This is a genomic window from Arsukibacterium sp. UBA3155, from assembly GCA_002364615.1.
Classification (GTDB): domain Bacteria; phylum Pseudomonadota; class Gammaproteobacteria; order Enterobacterales; family Alteromonadaceae; genus Alishewanella.
Map to the genome: position 1 here is coordinate 273,996 of DEYP01000028.1, position 20,645 is coordinate 294,640.

Below are 20,645 nucleotides of genomic sequence, written 5' to 3' on the forward strand. Positions count from 1 at the left end.
ATTACGAAAAGGTAAATTTATGGATATTCGGGCGACTAAAACAGCGTTTTTAAATGAACTTGCAGACGTTACTCCACTACAAAAGCAAGGCGTTTCATTGGTGATAGACTGTTTAATCGAGAATGAAGTTAAAAACAATGACACCCCGATTGTCATTACAGGATACAACGATTTCGATAGAAAATCTGTTTGCCGCTTGTCTCAAGAGTTTTGTCAGCTCATGTATCCAAAGGCACAGAGTCGATTTGAATCTGAGATTCTATCGTTGGGAGGAGATAGCGTAGAAAATGCGTGTATAAATCTTATAAAACATATGAGAAGTCGAGGAACGTCGTTACTATACTGGGCAGATAACCCATCATGGTTTAAGCATTTACCCTCTGGTCTCTTTCACGTTGTCTGCCTAGAACGAAAAACTGCACATAGGGGTTACAATAAGCTATCCAGCTCCACGATTAATGTGACCCAAAAGGAATACAAAGCCGATCAACTTGTGACAGAGCTTTTTGATGGAGCTAAACACATTAATGCTCAGTACGAAGTATCTGCACAAAAAGCACATGAACTTTTTTATGACGAAGCCCAAAGCGGTTTAATCAGACCAGTACCAGCTCCTGCTGGCAAAAAATATGACGATGAAATCACTATACGCTCAGCACTTTGGCAGAAGCTTGCTTGTGTTGCTCTGCGGCGTTATCAAGGTAAAGAGTGTAACCAAGGCTTTGGATGGGATGAATCTGATGAAGGTTGGGCTGGCATCACTGTTTTTCCAATTGTTGAAAATTTAGGCATTGATGCACTGGGTGAAATCCGACAGTGTTTAGTGGGGCAAGTGTCAATGGAAGATGATGGGAGTGGTGATATCTTTCTGGCCACTGTCTGGATTCATCCCTTTTACCGCAGAAAAGGGTACTTAACTGACTTATGGCCAAAGTTGAAAGCGAGGTACGGCGACTTCAAAGTGTCTCAGCCAAACTCTAATATGCAGGCATTTCTCAAAACTATTGGTGAGTAAAAACACAAGACCGCTAAAATGCCCAAATTCAAATTTTATCTGTATTAGTTTAGATAAAATCACTTTTCAAACCTTGAGCGAGTCACGCAGTTTATCTTCGCCCAGCGCCGCCCGCAGCTCTTCCTGCTGCGGAAATTCCTGCCAGCTGCCGGCCATATCGCGAACAACTTGCGGCCAGTTATTGGCTAAGCGCTGTTGAATTAAACTAGCCAGCCACTGGTTTTGTGTCATCTTCACCTCGGCTGCAGCTTGCTTTACTTGCTGGATAAGCTCGTCATCCAGCTTAATAGTGATTCGCGTCATAGCTACCTCCAAACTTCCATTTAACAGTAAGTATAACTTTGCATAATGCAGAATCCAGTCAAACAAAACATTCGTTACTAGATAATTTCCGCAGCGCCAGTTCTTGCTTTTGCCGCTTCAAAGACATAAATTAATTACCATAATTTAACACTTAAATCACAATGCAAAAATAAGGAACTAGAACTATGGAACAACAATCTGTTTTGAAGGATGTTTTCATCTCAATGGGTGAACTGGAAAGGTATTTCGAAGGGGCAGTACCAGTGAATTTGTGGCGCGGTCTGAACATCAAGAAAAACACTGCTCTGTTTGACCTGATTGAAACCCCGCACAAAATGTCGAATGGCAGGATCCGTAAGCCAGATATCACCATTGAAAACGGTTGGGTTAAGGTTAAACATTGGCCTCGGGGCATTTCTACTTTTGATAAACCCGGAGTACCAAAGGGAAAGGACTGGGTACATTACATCATTCCAGCGGGAACACCGTTACCGCGCGGTTTAGCGATTGTTAAAGACTCTTACAACCAAACCTTTATGGCAACGCACTACACTATCGCCCCGGCCCATGATATGCCTATAGCTACATTCAGAAATCTGCTAAGGTCTTTCGCAGCTCAAATTGAAAGGATAGCAAAATGATTGAAATTTCAAACGCTGCTGCGCCTTTACTGGTGCAAGCGCTGCGTGACGCGGTAAGGTACAATGAACAGCTTTTGACCAGTGAAACCTTACGCGATCGCGCTGACTACGAAGAATATTTAATGGAAGTAAGTCAGCTTTACGCTGAAGTTAAAGCGCAGTACAAACGGATTGAAACTGATGTTGGTATAGCGTTAGACGATATTGTTTAACTACCTGCAGCTGACTGGCGTTAATTCCCACTCCGGAAACGCCAGCCGCTGTATGCAAGACCGGCGGAGGATCGTATGAGTAAAAAATATACTCTTGAATCACTTAGGAAAATGAAAAGTAATACCGACCTTGTGCGGGCAATAAACACCACCGAGTTAGATATTATGGAGCAGTCTATTGCAGACCCAAATACGCCCTATCTGACTGATGAAGAACTGAAAGAATTGACTACGCCAGGAGAACGGCAGAACAGCTAAAATAAATATCTCCGTCCTGTCGAATCCCGCCCTGCTGCTTCGACTAAGCTGTAATTCAGAAAATTATTGAGTTAGCGCAGGAGAATCAACATGTCAGGCAATACCGTAACATTGCACCGGGTTATCAAAGCTACACCAGAGCGGCTATATCGTGCTTTTTTAGATGCAGATGCGCTGGCGAAATGGTGCCCGCCATATGGTTTTACCGGCAAGGTGCACAGCATGGATGTGCGGGTGGGCGGTGGTTATAAAATGTCTTTTACCAATTTTAATACCGGCTGTTTTAAGCAAAAAGCCGGTATTACCCGGCTTTGTTTGTTTTATTCAGCACGACACCTGCCCTACATCAGCTGAATACCGCCACCAAAGCTGCGGTAAATACCTACCAGCCGGATAAAGCTTTGCTGTTGCAGTTGCGCTAATTGGTCTCGGCTTTGCAGCAGTTCTCGCTCAGCGTCCAGCAAGTCCAGAAACTCACCGGTGCCGGCGTTGTAGCGCTGACGGGCAATTTGCACCGCCTTGTTACCAGCCTGCCATTGTAGTTCAGTGCTAAGTTGCTGCTGACGGCTTAAGTTGTAGCTGTTAAGCGCTAATTGCATTTCATTAATGGCGTTAAACACCTGCTGTTCAAACTGGGCCAGCGCCATCTGGCTGCTGGCCTCGGCCTGGCGGATACGGGCTTTTACTGAGCTTAAATCTGCCGCCTGCCAGCTTAACGTTGGCGCCACTGCCCAGCTTTGGCTGTCACTGCCCAGTGTTAAACCCGGGCCGGAGATAAAACCCAGAAAACCACGTACTGACAAATTCGGATACAAATCAGCCGTCGCCACACCAATTTGCGCCGTGCGGGCTGCCAGTGTCCGCTCGGCGCTGGCGACATCGGCGCGGTAGCGTAGGTAGTTCTCCCCGTTAACCAGCGCCACTGGTTGTTTTAACTCCGGTAAATGCGGCACCGCACCCAGTTGTAACTGACCCGGACGCTGCCCCAGCAAGGCCGATAAGGTGGCATCTGCTGTTAACAGCGCCACCCGGTAAGCCGGCACTGCGGCCTGTACCTGATGCAACTGCACCTCTATCTGCGCCAGCTCCAAATCAGAGGCCATACCGGCTTGCAGCCGCGCGAGCACAATAGCCCGGCTTTGTTGCAGGTTGTGCAGGTTTTGCTCTGCCACCACTAAGCGCAGCTGGGCGCCCCGGTACTCACCGTAACTGGTTGCCACCTGGCTTATTAGCTGCACCTGGGCGTCATGCCATAAAATATCAGCCTGCTCTGCCTGCGCCTCTGCCGCTTCTGTGGCCCTGCGCAGTTTGCCAAATAAGTCCAGATCCCAGCTTAAATTGGCGCCGGTGCTGTGACCACGGCTGATGACGCCATCATCGGCTGGTGATATGGTTGGGTTTTCACTGGCCTGGTAACCGGCGTCGACGGTCCCTTTCGGTAAAAAGTCGTTATTGGCATCACGAAACACCGCATAGGCACGGTCAACGTTAGCTCTGGCCTGCGCCAGCGTTCTATTTTCGGTTAGTGCCCGGCTGATAAGCTGGTTTAACGCAGCGTCATCAAACGCCTGCCACCAGTTCTGGCTATGCTCTGCCCGTTGGTACGGGCTGTTAACGCTGATATCAGCAACCTTAGCCGGTGCCTGATAATCCGGGCCTACCGCACAGGCGCTTAATGACAGCAGCATCATCGCAATAGCTGATAATTTAAAGTTATTACCCATGAGTAACCTCCGCTTTATCTTCACCACGCTTGGCCAGCACGTAGTAGAACAACGGGGTTAAAATTAAGCCAAATATGGTTACGCCTATCATGCCAGAGAATACCGCCACCCCCATCGCCTGGCGCATTTCCGCGCCAGCGCCACTGGAAAACACCATTGGCACTACCCCCATAATAAAGGCGATAGAGGTCATCAAAATGGGGCGTAAGCGCAGACGGCCTGCTTCCAGTATCGCGGCCATGGCATTCATCCCCTGATCCTGTAACTCTTTGGCAAACTCGACAATTAAGATGGCGTTCTTCGTTGCCAGCCCCACCAGCACGATAAAACCAATTTGAGTGAAGATATTGTTGTCGCCACCGTAAAGCAGCACGCCACTCAGTGCCGATAACAACGTCATCGGAATGATCAGAATAATCGCCAGCGGTAAACTTAAACTCTCGTATTGCGCCGCCAGCACCATAAACACCAGCAAAATCACCAGCGGATAGACAAACATGCCAGCATTACCAGCCAGAATTTGCTGGTAAGTCAGTTCGGTCCACTCGTACGTCATTCCATTGGGCAGGGTTTCAGCCAGAATTTTCTCAATGGCTGCCTGGGCTTCGCCAGTGCTGTAACCTGGCGCCGGGCCACCGTTAATTTCTGCGGTGGTAAAGCCGTTATAGTGCATTACCCTATCTGGCCCTGCGGTATCAGTTACATTAATAAAGGAACCCAACGGCACCATGTCACCGGCGTTATTGCGCACTTTTAACTGGGCAATTTGCTCCGGCGACTGGCGAAATTGCTGTTCGGCCTGCATATTCACCTGATAAGTACGACCAAACTGGTTGAAGTCGTTGACATAGACCGAGCCCATATAGGCTTGCAGCGTCTGAAACACCTCGTCCAGTGCCACACCTTGTTGTTTGGCTTTGGTGCGATCGATATCTAAATCCAGTTGCGGCACATTCACCTGATAGCTGGAGAAAATGCCAGCCAGCTCTGGTGTTTGCCAGGCTTTCATCATCACTTGCATCGTCACGTTATACAGCTGTTCGTAACCATGGTTTGCACGGTCCTGAATTTGCAGCCGGAACCCACCAATCGTGCCCAGCCCCTGCACCGGCGGTGGTGGGAAAATGGCAATAAACGCATCTTCAATACCGGCAAACTTCTGGTTCAGTGCCGCGGCAATAGCACCGGCTGACAAGGAAGGATCAGTCCGCTCGCTGAAAACTGTCAGTGGGGTAAAAACAATGCCGCTATTCGGGCTATTGGTAAAACCATTGATGCTCAAACCCGGAAAGGCGACAGAGTTGGCAACACCGGGTTGCTCCAGCGCGATCCGTGACATTTCTTTAATAACCGCGTCTGTGCGCTCCAGTGAGGCCGCATCCGGTAACTGGGCAAAAGCCACTAAGTACTGTTTATCCTGGCCAGGCACATAACCGGTAGGGGTGCTGGCAAACTGCAGGCCCGTTACCCCAACCAAGGCGATATACATGACGCCAACAATGGCACCAAACCGGATCACCTTTTTAATTAGCCAGCCATATCCTCTGGATAAACGGGCAAAAAAGCGGTTAAAAGGTGCAAACAACCAACGGCCAAACAGCTTATCCATGGCGCGGGTAAGCGCATCTTTTTTCTCGCCATGGCCTTTTAGTAACAACGCCGACAGCGCCGGGCTCAGGGTTAACGAGTTAATCGCCGAGATAAAAGTAGATATGGTAATGGTTAACGCAAATTGCTTATAAAACTGGCCGGTTAAACCCGACATAAAGGCAGTGGGAATAAACACCGCCGCCAGCACCAAGGTGGTGGCAACAATTGGCCCGGTGACTTCTTTCATGGCTTTTTGGGTAGCCGCAATCGGTGATAAGCCCTCGCTGATATTACGCTCGACGTTCTCAACCACCACAATGGCATCATCGACAACGATGCCGATGGCCAGTACCAGACCGAACAGCGACAGCGCATTTAATGAAAAACCCAGCAGATGCATAAAGGCGAAGGTACCCACCAGCGATACCGGTACCGCCACCAGCGGAATAATAGACGCACGCCAGGTTTGTAAAAACAACACCACCACCAATACCACTAACAGTACCGCTTCAAGCAGGGTTTTAACTACCGCTTCAATGGAGCCGCGCACAAACACTGTCGGGTCATACACAATGTCGTACGCCAGGCCATCCGGAAAACTCTGTGATAATTCGGCCATTTTCGCCCGGACATCGTCGGAAATCTGAATGGCATTGGAGCCGGAAGCCTGAAAAATAGGTAGCGCAACGGCGTCTTTATTATCCAGCAAGGATCTCAATGCATAAGTCGATGCGCCAAGCTCCAGTCTTGCGACATCTTTCAACCGGCTGATTTCACCATTAGTACCAACTTTAATAATAATATTTTCAAACTCTTCCACCGCCGCCAGCCGGCCTTTAACGTTAATCAGTAGCTGGAAATCGGCATCGCCACTTGGCTGAGCACCTAAACTGCCGGCTGCGGCCTGCTGGTTCTGCTCACGAATGGCAGCAGTAATTTCGCTGGGGGACAAGCCCAGCGCTGCCACCTTGTTCGGGTCCAGCCACACTCGCATACTGTAATCGCCAGCGCCAAATAAACGCACCGCGCCTACGCCTTCAACCCGCGCCAGTTCATCTTTTACATTCAACGCGGCATAATTCGACAAGTACAGCATGTCGTAGCGGTCATCAGGTGACGTTAAATGCACCACCATGGTTAAATCCGGTGACGACTTTTCCGTCACTACGCCCAATCGTTGTACTTCCTGCGGCAAGCGGGGCTTAGCCCGCTCTACCCGGCTTTGCACCTGGGTTTGGGCTAAGTCGGCATCAGTGCCAATGGCAAAGGTAATGGTTAAGGTCATCCGGCCATCAGATGTGGCCTGCGATGACATATACAGCATATCTTCGACGCCATTAATTTCCTGCTCCAGCGGCGAGGCTACTGTTTGGGCAATCACCTTCGGGTTGGCACCCGGGTAGTTGGCCGTAACCACCACCGTTGGTGGCACCACTTCAGGGTATTCAGTAATTGGCAACTGCCATACTGCAATCGCACCGGTAATAAAAAACAGCAGCGAGATCACCGCGGCAAAGATCGGCCGGCGGATAAAAAATTGTGACAACATGATGATTTCCTTAACCGCGATCCGGCGCTTTGCCGGTGATTACTGTGGGCGCATTGGCAGCCTGAGCGGTAAGCGAGGTGTTTACCTGGTCCAGCAGCTGTTGTTGCTGACGAAGGTCGGCCAGTTGCTCATTGCTGGCCATCGGCACTAATTTGGGTTCAATTTGCATATTGGGCATCACCCGCTGCAGGCCGTTGACCACAATTTTGTCGCTTGCGCTCAGGCCGTCAGTAACGATGCGCAAACCGTTTACTTTTTCACCCAGGGTTATCGCGCGGTATTCCAGCTGGTTATTGCTGTTTACCACCAGCACAAACTTGTTATTCAAATCGGTGCCAATGGCCTTTTCGTCTATTAAAATGCCGTCGTAGCTGGCACTGCCGGCCAGCCTGATCCGGGCGAACAGACCGGGCAGCAGGCTATTGTCAGGATTGCTGAAACTGGCACGGATCCGGATGGTACCGGTCTGGCCATTCAGCTGATTATCAACAAAATCAATTTGGCCATGGTGGGAATAATGTTGCTCATTCGCCAGTGCCATAGACACCGGGTTGGCGCTGGCCTCACGGGTATCAGCACGCTTGCCCTCGTCGCTCAGGCGGGCGTATTTCAGGTAGCTTTGCTCGTCTACATCAAAGTAGGCATACATTTTGTCAGTCGATACCAGGCTGGTTAACTGGCTCTGGCCAGCGTTAACATAATTGCCTGCCGTTATAAGGGCATAAGATACCCGGCCACTAATCGGCGCGCGGATACTGGTGTAGCTTAAATCCAGCTCGGCCCGCTGTAACGCTGCCCGCACCGACGCCACCGCCGCAGCGGTTTGTTGCTTGCGGGCCTGCCGGCTGTCCAATAGCTCGGCAGAAATAGCGCGCTGGGCACTTAGCTTCTCGGCACGGCCATACTCGGCGTCAGCCAAAATGGCGGCACTTTCCACACTTTGCAGTTCTGCTTTTAACCTTGCTACCTCAGCTGCAAAAGGCCTGGGGTCAATTTGCACCAGTAAGTCGCCTTTGTTGACCAGGGCGCCTTCATTAAAATGCACCTGCTCAAGATAGCCAGACACGCGCGGTACCAGATTAACGGTTTGCGGTGCCTGCAAGCGGCCGGTGAACTGGTCCCACTCGGTCACACGCTCATATACCACCTGCGCCACGCTGACTTGTGGTGCTGCTGCAACCTGCGTCTGATCTGCAGCATGTGGATTACCACACGCCGCCAGCACCAGCGCTGCTGCACTAGCCAATAGAAAAACGCTTATCGTGTTTTTGGTGCTCATAACCCAATTCTCCGTGCTGTCGCTTTGTTTTAGTGCTAGACTTGCATTCTGTACCGCCCGGTAAATATATAGAATGACAGAAAACTGTCAATCGATTTATGTACCGAACGGTAAATAAATATGTTTATAGAGTAGATTATTCGGTTATAAGCCGTGTTGAATGGTAAATATTGAACACAAACCGCTAGTCAGCTGTCTGATGCGAATGGGAAAGACAAAATTATGGTACTGCCATAACATGACAAAGGTACTACAGGCGATATTACCCTTGCTGGACATCGGCTATTTTGCTGTTTACTCTATAGGCAGTTTTAATGCAGGAGCTGAACAATGACAGCAGTAAGTTGCTCTCCGACCATTGGCCGGCCTCGTGCTTTTGATATGGACAAGGCACTGGAAAGTGCGTTGGAAGTATTCTGGCGCAAAGGCTATGACGGGACATCGTTAACCGATTTAACCGAAGCCATGGGTATTAACAAACCGAGTTTATATGCTGCTTTTGGCAATAAAGAGCAGTTGTTTTTAAAAGCAATAGAGTTTTATGAAAGCCGGCATTGCTCGTTCTTTTTGCCTGCACTGGAAAAACCCACCGCCTATCAGGTGGCCGAGCACATGCTGTATGGCGCAGCAATAAATATGGCTGATCAAAACCACCCACAAGGCTGTGTGGTCGTGCAAGGTGCGCTGTCTTGCAGCGAAGCCGCCGCTACCGTCAAAGAAGCGTTGCTTAACCGCCGGGTTGAAGGCGAACAAAAACTGCGCACTCGTTTCGAGCAGGCTAAACTTGACGGCGACTTACCCGCCAGTGCCGATGCTGAAACGTTAGCCCGTTATTTAGGCACCGTGTTGCAGGGTATGGCAATTCAGGCCAATAATGGTGCTACTTCAGAACAACTGCGCCAGGTTGCCGAAATAACACTACAGGCTTTTCCACGCTAAGTGTAAATTTTGGGGCCAGAGGCGTTTTTTCTGGTCTGGCTACTGTTTAAACTGCTGCTAACGTTTTATGATCAGCGCCACTGTTGCTAACGGCGGCGCTTCTTATGTTTACTACTATGCCATCCACCCTAAAAAATACGCTGCTTTACCTTACTACTGTGCTGATTTGGGGTTCTACCTGGTTTGCCATTGAATTTCAGCTGGGTGAAGTGGCAGTGGAAGTGTCGTTAACTTACCGCTTTGCGATATCGGCACTGCTGATGTGGCTGTTTTGCTGGTGGCGGCGCCTGCCGATGCGCTTTAGTGCCAAAGATCATGGCTTTATTGCTTTGCTGGCGCTGTTTAACTTTGCCCTAAACTACATTCTGATATATCAGGCGCAGCAGTATTTAACCTCTGCCATGACCGCCATCGCCTTTACCACTATGTTACTGATGAATATCATTAATACCCGGCTATTTTTTGGCAAGCCGGTAGCGAAACGTATTTATTTTGGCGCCCTGATGGGTATTGCCGGTATCGTAGTGCTGTTTTATCCCGATTTAGATGGTCTGGATTTAACTAACGCCAGTTTAATTGGCCTTATTCTGGTATTGGGCAGTGCGCTTAGTGCCTCACTGGGCAATATGGCCAGTGTCCGTAACTCCCGTGCCGGCTTACCTATTACCCAGGTTAACGCCTGGGGTATGCTGTATGGTGCCGTTGGCCTGACACTGCTGGTGTTAATCAGCGGTACGCCTTTTACTTTCAGCACCTCGCCTGCTTTTATTATCTCTTTGCTGTATTTAGCGGTGTTTGGCTCTGTTATTGCGTTTGCCACCTACTTTGCCTTGCTAAAAGGCATGGGCCCGGAAAAAGCCAGCTACACCATTGTATTGTTTCCGCTGGTTGCGGTAGTGCTTAGCACACTGTTTGAAGATTTTGTCTGGAGTGGCTATACCTTTAGCGGCTTTGCCCTGGTGCTGCTTGGCAACGCGCTGGTGTTAACCCCATTTTCGAAAATTAAGGCATTTTTATTTAAACCAAAATTACCAGTGCAACCTTTAATGCCCTGATGAGCAAGGCCTCGCGCCTGCTAATGTTATTAAAATCAGCAGAGATGACTAGCAAATAATTGCAAAAACTGGAGACTCAGGCAAGATAACGTCCTTTCCAAAGATTTGATTATAAAAAGGATGTAATCATGGCATATGATTATGGTAGTGAGTCCTTAGGGATCCGTAACCCATTTAAAGCAGAAGGCCTGCTGCGCGCCGTACGCGGTTTACTCGTTAGCTTGCTGGGTATTTACCCGCTATTACAAGTGGTCAGTCTGGTGCAACAAGACAAAACCCTGGCCTGGATATATGCCGCTGTCGGGTTTTTATTGCTGGCGGGCGGTTTAAAAGCCCTGGGTAGTGGTATTGCGCAAATGATGCGTTTTTTTGTTGGTCGCAGCGTACCCACCTCGCTGGCACCAAACTTTAGCAAGTCTGAGCGTGAAACCGCTAAACTGGAACAGCCCCATTATAAAAGTATTGATCTTGAAGAAATGCTGATGGGCCGCAAAAACAAAACCTTTGTTGAGCCAGAAGGCTTTATTTCCCGCATGGTACATACTCTGGTACCCAAGCTGATTTTCCTGCCTTACCCCCTGCGTAATCTGGCACAACGTTTCGCTGGGGCGTTAATTGCTACTGCCGTTGCCCTGGTAGCCTATGCCCTGACTGCCTTCGTGTGTTTAACCGGGCTTGCCGGTGAAACCGGCGATATTTTGTTGCCCTTTTTCTCTTTCGTGCTGGTGGTGTACTTAATTTTAAGCTGGCGCAGCGCCAGTACCGTATACCGCAAAGCAGAAAAAAGTATCGAAACCCAGGGCAATTTAAAGCTGGCAAAAATTATGGCTTTTGCCATTCTGGCGCCAGTACTGCTGGGTTTAGCAATTAACTTCCTGTTGCAACAGCGTGAGGTTCAGAACGCTATCAGTGATTTGCAAACCTCTGAGTTACAAAGCTTTGCTGTGATGCCACAGTTACTATTAGTGTTGCTGTTTACCGCGATGAGTGGTGTCTTTATTTTTCTGCTGTTAAAGCAACGTACTGCTAAGGTGCAGGCGCAGACAAAAGTATCTGAGTATCGTGCTAACTGGCAGGAAAACATTCACCCGCGCGAACTGTTCGTCAATATCGATAATATTGTTATGGCAAACCGCCGTTACATGGAAATTCCTAACCGTGTATATCGTGAACTGACCCCTAACCTGAACGAGCAATCGGAAAGCAAGGGTGATTTTAACGGTGAAGTAATGATAGAAACCCAGCCCGCTTATGCCCCGCTGGAACATACGGTTTTATTTAAACACTTACGCATATGGGCGACGATCACAGGCCAGTTGCTGCTATTGATTGGCCCTTTTATTTTGTTTTATCTGCTTTTTGAGGTACAAACTGTCCTGGCCCTGGTGCGCGAATTTACTGCGCTGGCGCGTCCGGGTGATGCTGCATCCCAGAGCTTTTTCGTTAATCTGTTTAATGAAAGTCAGTTTATCTTAAGTCTGGTTTTCAGCTGGCTGATTTGTCACAGTTTTGGGCGCTTGCTCGAAAATTATAGCCATACTTTCTGGGCAGAATTAAACTTTGATTCTTTGCTGGTCTACTTAAAGTGCGAAGGCACTTATACCCAAAGTAAACTGACCACAGGTAAAGGCATTTACGACTCTACATCCTCAGAAAACTATGTCATGCGCGCATCGTTAACGCCATGGATCATCAGCTCACGTATTATGAGTAGTACCTTCGCTGATAGTGGAGCTAAAAATGTTGAGCATCCGCGGCATATTCTGGAAATGCAGGACAACCCGCAGGAAATGCAGGCGATAATTGACGATATTCAAAGCTTTTTATCTGAGCGTGAAACCATTGCTAACGTTAAAAATGCGCAGGATTTGTCTAATACCGAGCAAATTTATCAAATAAATCAGCAATCGCGTGCGATGCCCGTGTCACCAGACCAGGCCAGCCTGGCCAGCCCGCAACAAGACGCCGAGGCAAGCTTAAATCTGCAAGCTGCCCCTACCACAGAGTAAGTTTGTTCGAACGCGCTCCCCATGTCGCATAAGTGATCTGGGGAGCAAAGTGCTATGTTCAGTTCACCAGCGCCTCAGCTTTATCGCTTTGCTGCCGGGCCAACAGAGCTTGCTGCTCCATTTGCTTACTGATAATAGTAATTCGCTGAATAAACGCATCACGACTGTCTGCCGGCACAGCCGTTGCCAGCGGAATACTGGCGCGCATTGGATCCACTGGCCGGTTATTGATGTGCAGTTCGTAATGTAAATGCGCACCAGTCACCCTGCCGGTAGCACCTGACAGGGCAATGCGCTGTCCGCGCGTTACCTGCTGCCCAGGATGCACCAGCGCTTTACTAAGATGCAAATAGCGGGTTTTATATTGGCCATGGTGTTGTATTTCGACATAACGGCCGGCAAACGGATGCTGCTCAACCCTGATCACCCTGCCCTCTGCTGCAGCCAGCACCGCGCTGCCGGTTGGCACGGCAAAATCAGTGCCGTTATGAGGCCGCACCATGCCAGTTACCGGGTGTAACCTACGTGGATTAAAATCATCGCTTATCCGGAACCGATGCGCCAACGGCACCCGCATAAATGCCCGCTCTAAACTGTCGCCATTGGCAGCATAATACTGGCCATTATCGTGTAAAAAAGCAGTAAACTGCTGACGACGATTAAAAAAACGAACCCCCTCTATCCGGCTGAGTCCGGTGGCTTCTTTGCTGGTACCCGTTACCACGTAATTATCGCTACGAACTACCTGAAAATGGGCACCTGCCTGAACATCACGAGAAAAATCGAGCCGGTCACCAAACAGCTGCTGCACGGTAGCAATTTCAGTATCGTTTAGGCCAGCGCTTTTTGCTGATTGGTAAAAACTGCCCGAAATGGTACCCACCAGCGTGCTGCTATGCCATTCACCGGGGTTAAGCAACTCCTGATAACTAAACTCGCCATTGTCATCCCGCTGATACAAAATCCGATTACCGGCATGGATATGGAGCTCCATCGCCAATAGTTGCTGGTTATCATCCAGCTCAAAAGTCAGAATATGGCCGGGGCGGAGTATATCAAGCGCCAATAAAGACTGATCGGCAGCCATTATTTGCTGCATTTGTTTCTGACTAAAACCCTGGCTGGAAAATATCCTACTTAAGCTGTCTCCGGAAGCAATGGCGTAGCGTCGGGTTTTCCACTCTTCAGCTGGTAGCGGTGACACCGACGGCACTTCACGATTTGCGGGTTCAAAAGCAGGCCTGAAGCCAGTCCATAACATGATAATAGCGCTCAGCATAACAAGTGACTGCATTGCACGGCGGTGCATTAATGGCGTAGCCGCAAGGGTTTGCGACACAGGGCTTGGCATTGCATTGCGCTCCAAAATTTTGCGGCAAGAAGAATAACCTCAACCTCACAATCGCGCCAGCTAATCCTGCAAGTTACATGCAGTAAAGGGTGGCTGTTGTATCACTAACTGCCACTCTCTTAATGCATTGCGAAGTGGAGTAGTAGTTGGTATTTACCACGTTCCAAGGTAAAGTAAATTACCTTTTGTGGTTTTTCAGCACCATGTCGTTGCCCAACTCAAAGCTCACTGGAGCCCATGCAGCAAATTTTCGAGCAGAATGTTAGTTTCAATCAGGTGCGTCGTCGCAGGCTAATGCAGATTTGTGCGATTACCGCTCTTGGCTTAATGGCGGCATTAGCCGTAGCTAACGGTATAACTTTTATTATTTTTGCTACTGGTATTGGCACACTGCTGCTTGCCTTCGGCCTGGCTTTTAAACAAAAGTTGCAAACGGCGGCCTATATTTTACTCTGGTCGATGAGCGCAATGCTCTCTGCCTTTGCCCTGACCGGCGCCGGCTTATTTGACCTGGCCATTTTGGGTTATCCTGGTTTGCTGATGTTTGCTGCTATCCTGGGTAGCATCGGCCTGTTTGTGTCCTTACTGCTGTTTGTTATTGCCCAATGTATTTTGCTGACCTGGCTTACCCTGCAAGGGTATATCACGCCGCATATTCCCAGTTTAAGCTGGCCCCACCTGGTGTTTATTCTGGTTATTTTTATCATTACCGGTTTTTGTGTGTACGTTATGGTGCGCGATATTAAACGCCTGATGTTGTCGTTGCAGCAGGAAAACAACAAGGTACAACAAAGCCAGGCAAAGATTCAGCATCTGGCTCATCACGATTCACTAACCAATTTAGCCAACCGCTCTTACGGCGAAACGCTGTTTCAACAGTTATTAGCTAGCTGTCATAAGCAACAGCAACAGCTTGCTCTGCTGTTTATTGATTTAGACAACTTTAAACCGGTCAATGACGCCTTAGGTCACGCCGCTGGCGACGACTTGCTAAAACAACTGGCCAGGCGCTTAACTGCGATATTACCGGCAGATCACGCACTGATCCGCTTTGGCGGTGACGAATTTCTGGTGTTAGCGCCCAATGCCGCTGATAGTAATCATCTGGATCAACTGGCGGAACGCTTAATCAGCCAAATTACCTCGCCATTTGAAATCCTGCAAACCCAGGTTAGCGTGTCGGCTTCAGTTGGCATTGCCTGTGCGCCGAAAGATGGCACTGATTTTAAACAACTTTGCCGCAAAGCTGACATCGCCATGTACCGGGCAAAAGAAGAGGGTCGAAATACTTATCACTATTTTGATGATAGCCTGGATAAAGCCAACGACGACAAATTTAAACTACTGCAAATGTTGCGCTTAGCATTAAGCGAACAGCAGTTCAGACTTTATTATCAGCCACAGGTTGGATTAGACAGTGGCAGCATTAGCGCAGTGGAAGCACTGTTACGCTGGCCTCAGGCCGATGGCAGCATGATTGGCCCGGATCAATTTATTCCAGTTGCTGAAAGCAGCGGATTAATTAACGAATTAGGCAGCTGGGTCCTGGGGCAAGCCTGCCAGCACTGTGCGCAGTTGCGCCAGCAGGGCTTTGTGAATTTGCGTGTTGCGGTGAATCTGTCGGTTGTCCAATTTAAAGATGGCCAGCTGCAAAACATTGTAGAGCAAGCACTGCAGCTGGCAGGACTGCCGGCACAGGCTTTAGAGCTGGAGCTAACTGAATCCTTGCTGGTAGATAATACCGATCATGTTCTGCAACAACTGAATGTTTTAAGCCAGTTGGGTGTCACCTTTGCTATTGACGATTTTGGTACCGGATACTCTAACCTGAGTTATCTGCGGCGTTTTAATGCCAGTACATTGAAAATTGATCGCTCTTTTATCTCGACTGAACAACAATGGCAAGCTAATGCGCCGCTGGTCCAGGCCATAATTCAAATGGCTACCAGCCTGGGATTAAATACCGTTGCTGAAGGCATTGAAAATGCAGATATGGCGAAAAACTTGCGGGCGTTGGGCTGCCATGACGGCCAGGGATATTATTGGTCGCCGGCTGTGGCAATAGCGCAGCTGCCTGCCCTGCTTAACAAACTGCAATTACAGGCAAAAGCGCTCTGAGATAGAGAGTAACGCAATATCGATAACTGGGTGGCTATGCCGTCAATTAAGAATGGGGGTGAGATAAGCAGGGCCAAGTTGGCGCATTTGCCGTTCAACCCAGGTGACTCGCTGACTTAGATACGGGGTGAGTTGGCGTGGGTCACGCTTACGCGGACTGGGCAACAGCACCGCCAGCCGCGCCGCCTCGTTACCGCTTAAATAGCGTGCCGACTTAGCAAAATAATGCTGGCTTGCAGCTTCTACGCCGTAAATACCTTTGCCAAATTCAGCAATATTTAAATACACTTCCAGGATCCGTTTTTTGCCCCAGATAACTTCTAAGCTTAGCGCTAAACCCGCTTCCAGGCCTTTTCGAACCAAACTGCGCCCTGACCAAAGCAACAGGTTTTTCGCCGTTTGCTGAGTAATGGTGCTGGCACCACGCAAGCTACCGCCCTCGTCCGCTTGCTCAAGTGCATTACTGATGGCAGCAAAGTCGACCCCAAAATGTTTAGTAAAAAGCTGATCTTCTGATGCCACCATGGCCAGCGCCACGTGCATTGGCAATTCATCAATATTTATCCAGTGCTGCTTAACCGGGTAAGGGCTTTGCAGCATAAATGACGTTGTTGGTGGTGGCACAAACCGCAGTACAAACAACAGGATCATTAGCAGCAGCAAGCTACCAAGCACAACTCGCCATAATATAAACCAGCTCCAGCCTAGATAACCGCGTTTATCTGTTGTCATTTTTATCTCTTAGCAAGGTGATATATCGGTTATTCACGGTGCGACGTTAGTTTTTTCTTCCATCAAACCCACTAAGTTGCCGTCTGGATCGCGGATAAAACCTGTCCACAAATCATGGTCCGGCATCCTGGCAGCGAGCTGCGGCACACGTTCTTTGCTGGCACCACGGGCAACGACAGCAGCATAAACAGCTTCAATGTCTGACACTTTGAAGTAAAGAATAGAATTACAGCCCACCGCTCCAGCACCTTGCGGCGTGCTAAGCATAATACGCACCCCGTCGGCATCAAGAAAGGCCAGCTCAGGACCCGCACTGAACAGTAAATCTAAACCTAGTGTATCTTGATAAAATGCCAGCGCCTGCCCCACATCGCTTACGGTTATAGCAATCTGACCTATTGTGGATAGTGACGTATTCATAATGATTTGATCCTTTTCCATTTTTGCGGCGTCACTGGGCACTATTCGCGCATGGCTCAGCAGGTAGATTCTGGCCAGAATAACGCTAGTGAAAAACCAGATTGTACTTAGCCTATAATAGCGCACCTATTACGCTTCGGTAAGTGCTTGTAAAGCAGGTTAAAGCCCGCTAATGTTTAGCGCATAACCTCTGAATAACGGACTTTAAGAGCAGCTTGCCATGAGTGAAAATCGTTTCCGCCATTTGATTGGGCCAGCCTTATTTGAAGCAGCGTTTGTGGTATTGGGCGTGGTATTAGCGCTGGCGGCCAATGAATGGCGGCAAAACCGTGCTGAAGCCGCTGAGGCAAATACTGCGTTGACAGAAATAGTGCGGGAGCTTGGCGCAAACCGACAAGCGGTTGCAACGGCGCTGGAATACCATCGCGGTTTAGTTGACAGAATTGTTCAGGTAGCAGATAAGCCGGCTCAACTAAGTCTTCGTGATTTTAGCCGCGGTTTTATTTCGCCGGCGCAGGTTCATCGCACCGCCTGGAGTTCGGCAGCCGAAATTGGGGCGCTTAGCAATATGTCTTACGAGTCGGTGCTGGTGTTATCCCGCGTTTATGCTCAGCAGGAAAATTATCAGGAGCAAGCGAAAAGTGTTGGCCAGATCATTTACAGCGAACTCTACAGCGGCGGAACCTCTGCCATTATCGCTAATTCAGCTAATCTGGCAGGCGTACTGCAAACCTTCACCTACCGCGAACAGCAACTATTGGCGGCTTACGACACACTGTTAAGTAAAACCTTTATTGAGATACAGCAGCAGCTGCAAGCAGACTGATCTTTTTAAGCTTTATTTGTGAAGAGTAATCGGGTAAAGGAAGTGTTCTGATGAATCAATCAGAAGAGACTTTCATCGAATATGAGCGTATGTTTGTTATCTGAAACCTTTCAAAAGACACCTTGCCATGAAAAAAATTTGCACACTTATCTTACTTAGCACGTTAAGCATTGGGCTTAGCGCGGCTACTACTTCAGAAATTTCAAACAGCATAGACAAAGACTATAAAGCGCATCTCGCTGCATTGTGGGATCATTTTCATCGCAATCCTGAATTGTCTTTAATGGAACACAATACGGCAAAACGTCTGGCGAAAGAAATCCGCGCGGCTGGCTTTACCGTGACCGAGGGCATTGGCGGCACAGGTATTGTGGCAATATTGAAAAATGGTCCCGGACCAATGGTTATGCTTCGCGCCGATATGGATGGTTTACCGGTAAAAGAATTATCTGGTTTAAAAAACGCGTCTCAAATCGTAATGACTGATTGGGATGGCAATGAAGTTGGCGTAATGCATGCGTGTGGCCACGACGTGCACATCACCAGTTTGGTGGGAACTGCAAGGTATATGGCTAACATTAAAGATCAATGGTCTGGTACCTTAATGTTAATCGGTCAACCTGCTGAAGAAAAAGGCCCGGGTGCGTCAGCCATGATGGCTGATGGAATTTGGCAGAAATTTGGCCAACCCGACTATGCGCTGGCTTTTCATGTCGATGCTGATTCAGTAGCGGGTAAAATTACTATCGATGAAGGTTCACCCTACGCAGGGTCTGATTCCGTAGATATTATCGTTCATGGCGTGGGTGCGCATGGCGCTTATCCTCATCAAGGAAAAGATCCCATTGTTATTGGCGCTCAAATCGTCACCAATTTGCAAACGATTATAAGCCGGGAACTCGCGCCACGAGACGCAGGGGTTATTACCGTTGGCTCTTTTCATTCAGGCACCAAACACAACATTATTTCTGAACGCGCCCATTTGCAATTAACGGTAAGAAGTTTAAACCCACAGGTTAGGGAGCAATTGTTATCAGCAATAAAACGTGTGGCCATAGGTACTGCAAAAACAGCGGGCTTAAGTGACGACAAAATGCCCGAAGTAATAGTGAGCCCTGAAGCTTACCCACCAACCTTTAACGATAAAAATTTAGCCCAACGATTAAAAGGGGTTATCGTTAAAAAAATGGGAGAGGACGCGTTAATTCCACCGGCAGAATCGGGTATGGGCGCTGAAGATTTTGGTTTCTTTACCACAGACCCGTATATTCCCAGTGTGTATTTCTCAGTAGGTGGCACGCCAAGTGAAGACTTTACACGAGAAAAAGCAGGCGGCGCACCGGTCCCAAGCCACCATAGCCCGCAATTTAAAATTTCACCCGAACCCTCTATAAAATCAGGTGTTGAAGCAAGCGTACATGCCTTGCTTGAATTAATGCCAAAAAAGTAAGTGGTAATACGTTAGCCAGCCCCTAATAGCCTTGCTATTGGGGTTAAGCTATTGGAGTCAGATCATAATTATAACTGCCACTGCAATACCTTCGCCCTGTCGCGAGACTCCCGCGGGTTAATTTTGATCTGCCCCCAATAAATTCAATAAATTTTTTGATGTTTGATGCCGACGTAAAGCAAATAAGAGAAACTAGTTAAAGTTGCCATATAGCTAGTTGTCGCCAATCTGCCGGAAAACCCATTGCTGAAGTATCAATGGCCGGATAGCGATCCAGTAAATCGAGCAAACGTTGCCGCCACTGATTATCAGGGGCAATTCTGTTCATTACATGAGCTATTAATACCAGTGTGTTATACAGCTCCCTGGGTTTGGCTGTGTTGAGGCTGCTTATCGTTTTTGGCTCACCATTCGTAGGCAGTTTTGTCGTGATGGTAAAATCACGATTCCAGAGTCTTGAGTGGTGAGCACTGATATTTCTAACGTTAACCAAATGATGCAATACAGAGGTCAGTACACTTTCGTTCAAGCCATAATTATCTGCGATGTCCTGTTTCAATCTTCGCCTCGCCAATCCACTCACTGCTTTTGATAACCAGCCAAAGCTCAATACCTCACTACAGATCCAAACTGCCGGTGTCTGCTCATCATATTTTCTAAGCTGCCGTTGGATATTGGGTTCTGTTGTTCGACGAAGTTCCACTTGTAGTTGATCGATAAAATCCTGATGAGAAAAAACTTTTAAATTAAAATTTTGCTTTTCAAGGTGAGCGTGGGCGCCGCCAAAATGGCTGAGATGGTAAGCCCATTGGGTGCGAACCGAAATTTCTATTCTCTCTATCGCATCAAGCACCAACAAACGGAGCTCACGATCGAAAATATATAAGTCTAGAACTTGTTCAAAAGTGGTGCCTGGTAAAAATTGATGACTGTTATGGTCAGCAAAGAATGTCCAGCAATAGGTGCCGAAGCGATAGTAATTGATTTGCGACAGGTAAAAAGAGGCTTTATCAGGACAAGTAACGCTTAGCCCGCGTTCCCTTAACTTTTGAACTTGGTGGACAAACTCTAACGGTGGCTTAGCAAACTCCATTTGCGAAACTCCAGAAAAAAGTAACCCCTCACAGGGCGCTGATCTTACGGGTAGCGGGAGGGGTGTTGTTACGCGACATTA

The 20,645-nt window shown here is 48.4% G+C and carries 19 protein-coding genes; 11 read left to right on the forward strand and 8 right to left on the reverse strand.

Annotated features, from left to right (window positions below; all coding sequences use genetic code 11):
- Positions 1-19 precede the first annotated feature (19 nt).
- Positions 20-1,015, forward strand: coding sequence for a hypothetical protein (locus tag B2X65_RS16440; protein ID WP_290614465.1), 996 nt, complete (start codon positions 20-22; stop codon positions 1,013-1,015).
- A gap of 66 nt (positions 1,016-1,081) precedes the next feature.
- On the opposite strand, the gene B2X65_RS16445 is transcribed toward B2X65_RS16440, so the two are convergent.
- Positions 1,082-1,318: a CopG family transcriptional regulator gene (locus tag B2X65_RS16445; RefSeq protein WP_290614467.1), complete on the reverse strand. Its 237-nt coding sequence runs from the start codon at positions 1,316-1,318 to the stop codon at positions 1,082-1,084.
- Between the two features lie 185 nt (positions 1,319-1,503).
- On the opposite strand from B2X65_RS16445, the gene B2X65_RS16450 reads away from it, so the two are divergent.
- The 4 genes from B2X65_RS16450 (at position 1,504) to B2X65_RS16465 (ending at position 2,783) form a co-directional block, all read left to right on the forward strand.
- Positions 1,504-1,959 (forward strand): hypothetical protein, encoded by a 456-nt coding sequence (locus tag B2X65_RS16450; RefSeq protein ID WP_290614469.1) that lies wholly within the window; start codon positions 1,504-1,506, stop codon positions 1,957-1,959.
- Positions 1,956-2,171 carry a hypothetical protein gene (locus tag B2X65_RS16455; protein ID WP_290614471.1) on the forward strand — a complete coding sequence of 72 codons (216 nt, stop codon included), beginning with the start codon at positions 1,956-1,958 and terminating at the stop codon, positions 2,169-2,171. Before B2X65_RS16450 ends, B2X65_RS16455 begins: the two co-directional genes overlap by 4 nt.
- Before the next feature lie 75 nt (positions 2,172-2,246).
- Entirely contained in the window at positions 2,247-2,429 is a 183-nt protein-coding gene (locus tag B2X65_RS16460; protein ID WP_290614473.1) for a hypothetical protein, read from the forward strand.
- A 90-nt stretch (positions 2,430-2,519) separates the two neighbouring features.
- Positions 2,520-2,783 carry an SRPBCC domain-containing protein gene (locus tag B2X65_RS16465; protein ID WP_414631428.1) on the forward strand — a complete coding sequence of 88 codons (264 nt, stop codon included), beginning with the start codon at positions 2,520-2,522 and terminating at the stop codon, positions 2,781-2,783.
- Here B2X65_RS16465 and B2X65_RS16470 read toward each other — a convergent pair.
- Genes B2X65_RS16470 through B2X65_RS16480 form a run of 3 tightly spaced genes read right to left on the reverse strand, consistent with a single transcriptional unit; the run spans position 2,771 to position 8,571 of the window.
- Entirely contained in the window at positions 2,771-4,153 is a 1,383-nt protein-coding gene (locus tag B2X65_RS16470; RefSeq protein WP_290614475.1) for an efflux transporter outer membrane subunit, read from the reverse strand. The two genes, B2X65_RS16465 and B2X65_RS16470, sit on opposite strands and share 13 nt — an antisense overlap.
- On the reverse strand, positions 4,146-7,295 hold the full coding sequence (locus B2X65_RS16475) for an efflux RND transporter permease subunit (RefSeq protein WP_414631430.1): 3,150 nt from the start codon (positions 7,293-7,295) through the stop codon (positions 4,146-4,148). Before B2X65_RS16475 ends, B2X65_RS16470 begins: the two co-directional genes overlap by 8 nt.
- A gap of 7 nt (positions 7,296-7,302) precedes the next feature.
- The gene (locus tag B2X65_RS16480) at positions 7,303-8,571 is read right to left on the reverse strand and encodes an efflux RND transporter periplasmic adaptor subunit (protein WP_290614480.1); all 1,269 of its coding nucleotides are present in this window, start codon (positions 8,569-8,571) and stop codon (positions 7,303-7,305) included.
- A 330-nt stretch (positions 8,572-8,901) separates the two neighbouring features.
- On the opposite strand from B2X65_RS16480, the gene B2X65_RS16485 reads away from it, so the two are divergent.
- From B2X65_RS16485 to B2X65_RS16495, 3 genes are all read left to right on the forward strand, one after another.
- The gene (locus B2X65_RS16485; RefSeq protein WP_290614481.1) at positions 8,902-9,510 is read left to right on the forward strand and encodes a TetR/AcrR family transcriptional regulator; all 609 of its coding nucleotides are present in this window, start codon (positions 8,902-8,904) and stop codon (positions 9,508-9,510) included.
- A 104-nt stretch (positions 9,511-9,614) separates the two neighbouring features.
- Positions 9,615-10,565, forward strand: a complete 951-nt coding sequence (locus B2X65_RS16490; protein ID WP_290614483.1) for a DMT family transporter — start codon at positions 9,615-9,617, stop codon at positions 10,563-10,565.
- Positions 10,566-10,693: 128 nt separating this feature from the next.
- The gene (locus tag B2X65_RS16495) at positions 10,694-12,574 is read left to right on the forward strand and encodes a hypothetical protein (protein WP_290614485.1); all 1,881 of its coding nucleotides are present in this window, start codon (positions 10,694-10,696) and stop codon (positions 12,572-12,574) included.
- 58 nt (positions 12,575-12,632) lie between these two features.
- Here B2X65_RS16495 and B2X65_RS16500 read toward each other — a convergent pair whose 3' ends face one another.
- The gene (locus B2X65_RS16500; protein ID WP_290614487.1) at positions 12,633-13,925 is read right to left on the reverse strand and encodes a peptidoglycan DD-metalloendopeptidase family protein; all 1,293 of its coding nucleotides are present in this window, start codon (positions 13,923-13,925) and stop codon (positions 12,633-12,635) included.
- Between the two features lie 237 nt (positions 13,926-14,162).
- Here B2X65_RS16500 and B2X65_RS16505 point away from each other — a divergent pair, with 237 nt between their 5' ends.
- On the forward strand, positions 14,163-16,043 hold the full coding sequence (locus B2X65_RS16505) for a putative bifunctional diguanylate cyclase/phosphodiesterase (RefSeq protein ID WP_290614490.1): 1,881 nt from the start codon (positions 14,163-14,165) through the stop codon (positions 16,041-16,043).
- A gap of 42 nt (positions 16,044-16,085) precedes the next feature.
- Here the strand turns inward: B2X65_RS16505 and mtgA are convergent, their stop codons facing one another.
- Together mtgA and B2X65_RS16515 are read right to left on the reverse strand one after the other, a co-directional pair.
- The gene (gene mtgA / locus B2X65_RS16510) at positions 16,086-16,775 is read right to left on the reverse strand and encodes a monofunctional biosynthetic peptidoglycan transglycosylase (protein ID WP_290614492.1); all 690 of its coding nucleotides are present in this window, start codon (positions 16,773-16,775) and stop codon (positions 16,086-16,088) included.
- A gap of 33 nt (positions 16,776-16,808) precedes the next feature.
- A complete protein-coding gene (locus B2X65_RS16515; RefSeq protein WP_290614494.1) occupies positions 16,809-17,195 on the reverse strand; it encodes a VOC family protein in 387 nt (128 codons plus the stop codon).
- A gap of 220 nt (positions 17,196-17,415) precedes the next feature.
- On the opposite strand from B2X65_RS16515, the gene B2X65_RS16520 reads away from it, so the two are divergent.
- Positions 17,416-18,021 carry a hypothetical protein gene (locus B2X65_RS16520; RefSeq protein ID WP_290614496.1) on the forward strand — a complete coding sequence of 202 codons (606 nt, stop codon included), beginning with the start codon at positions 17,416-17,418 and terminating at the stop codon, positions 18,019-18,021.
- Between the two features lie 127 nt (positions 18,022-18,148).
- A complete protein-coding gene (locus B2X65_RS16525; protein WP_290614498.1) occupies positions 18,149-19,471 on the forward strand; it encodes an amidohydrolase in 1,323 nt (440 codons plus the stop codon).
- Between the two features lie 196 nt (positions 19,472-19,667).
- On the opposite strand, the gene B2X65_RS16530 is transcribed toward B2X65_RS16525, so the two are convergent.
- On the reverse strand, positions 19,668-20,564 hold the full coding sequence (locus tag B2X65_RS16530; RefSeq protein WP_290614500.1) for an Abi family protein: 897 nt from the start codon (positions 20,562-20,564) through the stop codon (positions 19,668-19,670).
- Between the last annotated feature and the right edge of the window lie 81 nt (positions 20,565-20,645).

Bases quoted from the DNA above. Each gene is read 5' to 3' on its own strand.
- B2X65_RS16450 (WP_290614469.1), top strand. From the start codon at position 1,504: ATGGAACAACAATCTGTTTTGAAGGATGTTTTCATCTCAATGGGTGAA.
- B2X65_RS16460 (WP_290614473.1), top strand. From the start codon at position 2,247: ATGAGTAAAAAATATACTCTTGAATCACTTAGGAAAATGAAAAGTAAT.
- B2X65_RS16490 (WP_290614483.1), top strand. From the start codon at position 9,615: ATGTTTACTACTATGCCATCCACCCTAAAAAATACGCTGCTTTACCTT.
- B2X65_RS16470 (WP_290614475.1), bottom strand. From the start codon at position 4,153: ATGGGTAATAACTTTAAATTATCAGCTATTGCGATGATGCTGCTGTCA.
- B2X65_RS16480 (WP_290614480.1), bottom strand. From the start codon at position 8,571: ATGAGCACCAAAAACACGATAAGCGTTTTTCTATTGGCTAGTGCAGCA.
- B2X65_RS16505 (WP_290614490.1), top strand. From the start codon at position 14,163: ATGCAGCAAATTTTCGAGCAGAATGTTAGTTTCAATCAGGTGCGTCGT.
- B2X65_RS16520 (WP_290614496.1), top strand. From the start codon at position 17,416: ATGAGTGAAAATCGTTTCCGCCATTTGATTGGGCCAGCCTTATTTGAA.
- B2X65_RS16445 (WP_290614467.1), bottom strand. From the start codon at position 1,318: ATGACGCGAATCACTATTAAGCTGGATGACGAGCTTATCCAGCAAGTA.
- B2X65_RS16525 (WP_290614498.1), top strand. From the start codon at position 18,149: ATGAAAAAAATTTGCACACTTATCTTACTTAGCACGTTAAGCATTGGG.
- B2X65_RS16495 (WP_290614485.1), top strand. From the start codon at position 10,694: ATGGCATATGATTATGGTAGTGAGTCCTTAGGGATCCGTAACCCATTT.
- B2X65_RS16500 (WP_290614487.1), bottom strand. From the start codon at position 13,925: ATGCCAAGCCCTGTGTCGCAAACCCTTGCGGCTACGCCATTAATGCAC.
- B2X65_RS16485 (WP_290614481.1), top strand. From the start codon at position 8,902: ATGACAGCAGTAAGTTGCTCTCCGACCATTGGCCGGCCTCGTGCTTTT.
- mtgA (WP_290614492.1), bottom strand. From the start codon at position 16,775: ATGACAACAGATAAACGCGGTTATCTAGGCTGGAGCTGGTTTATATTA.
- B2X65_RS16465 (WP_414631428.1), top strand. From the start codon at position 2,520: ATGTCAGGCAATACCGTAACATTGCACCGGGTTATCAAAGCTACACCA.
- B2X65_RS16440 (WP_290614465.1), top strand. From the start codon at position 20: ATGGATATTCGGGCGACTAAAACAGCGTTTTTAAATGAACTTGCAGAC.
- B2X65_RS16455 (WP_290614471.1), top strand. From the start codon at position 1,956: ATGATTGAAATTTCAAACGCTGCTGCGCCTTTACTGGTGCAAGCGCTG.
- B2X65_RS16515 (WP_290614494.1), bottom strand. From the start codon at position 17,195: ATGAATACGTCACTATCCACAATAGGTCAGATTGCTATAACCGTAAGC.
- B2X65_RS16530 (WP_290614500.1), bottom strand. From the start codon at position 20,564: ATGGAGTTTGCTAAGCCACCGTTAGAGTTTGTCCACCAAGTTCAAAAG.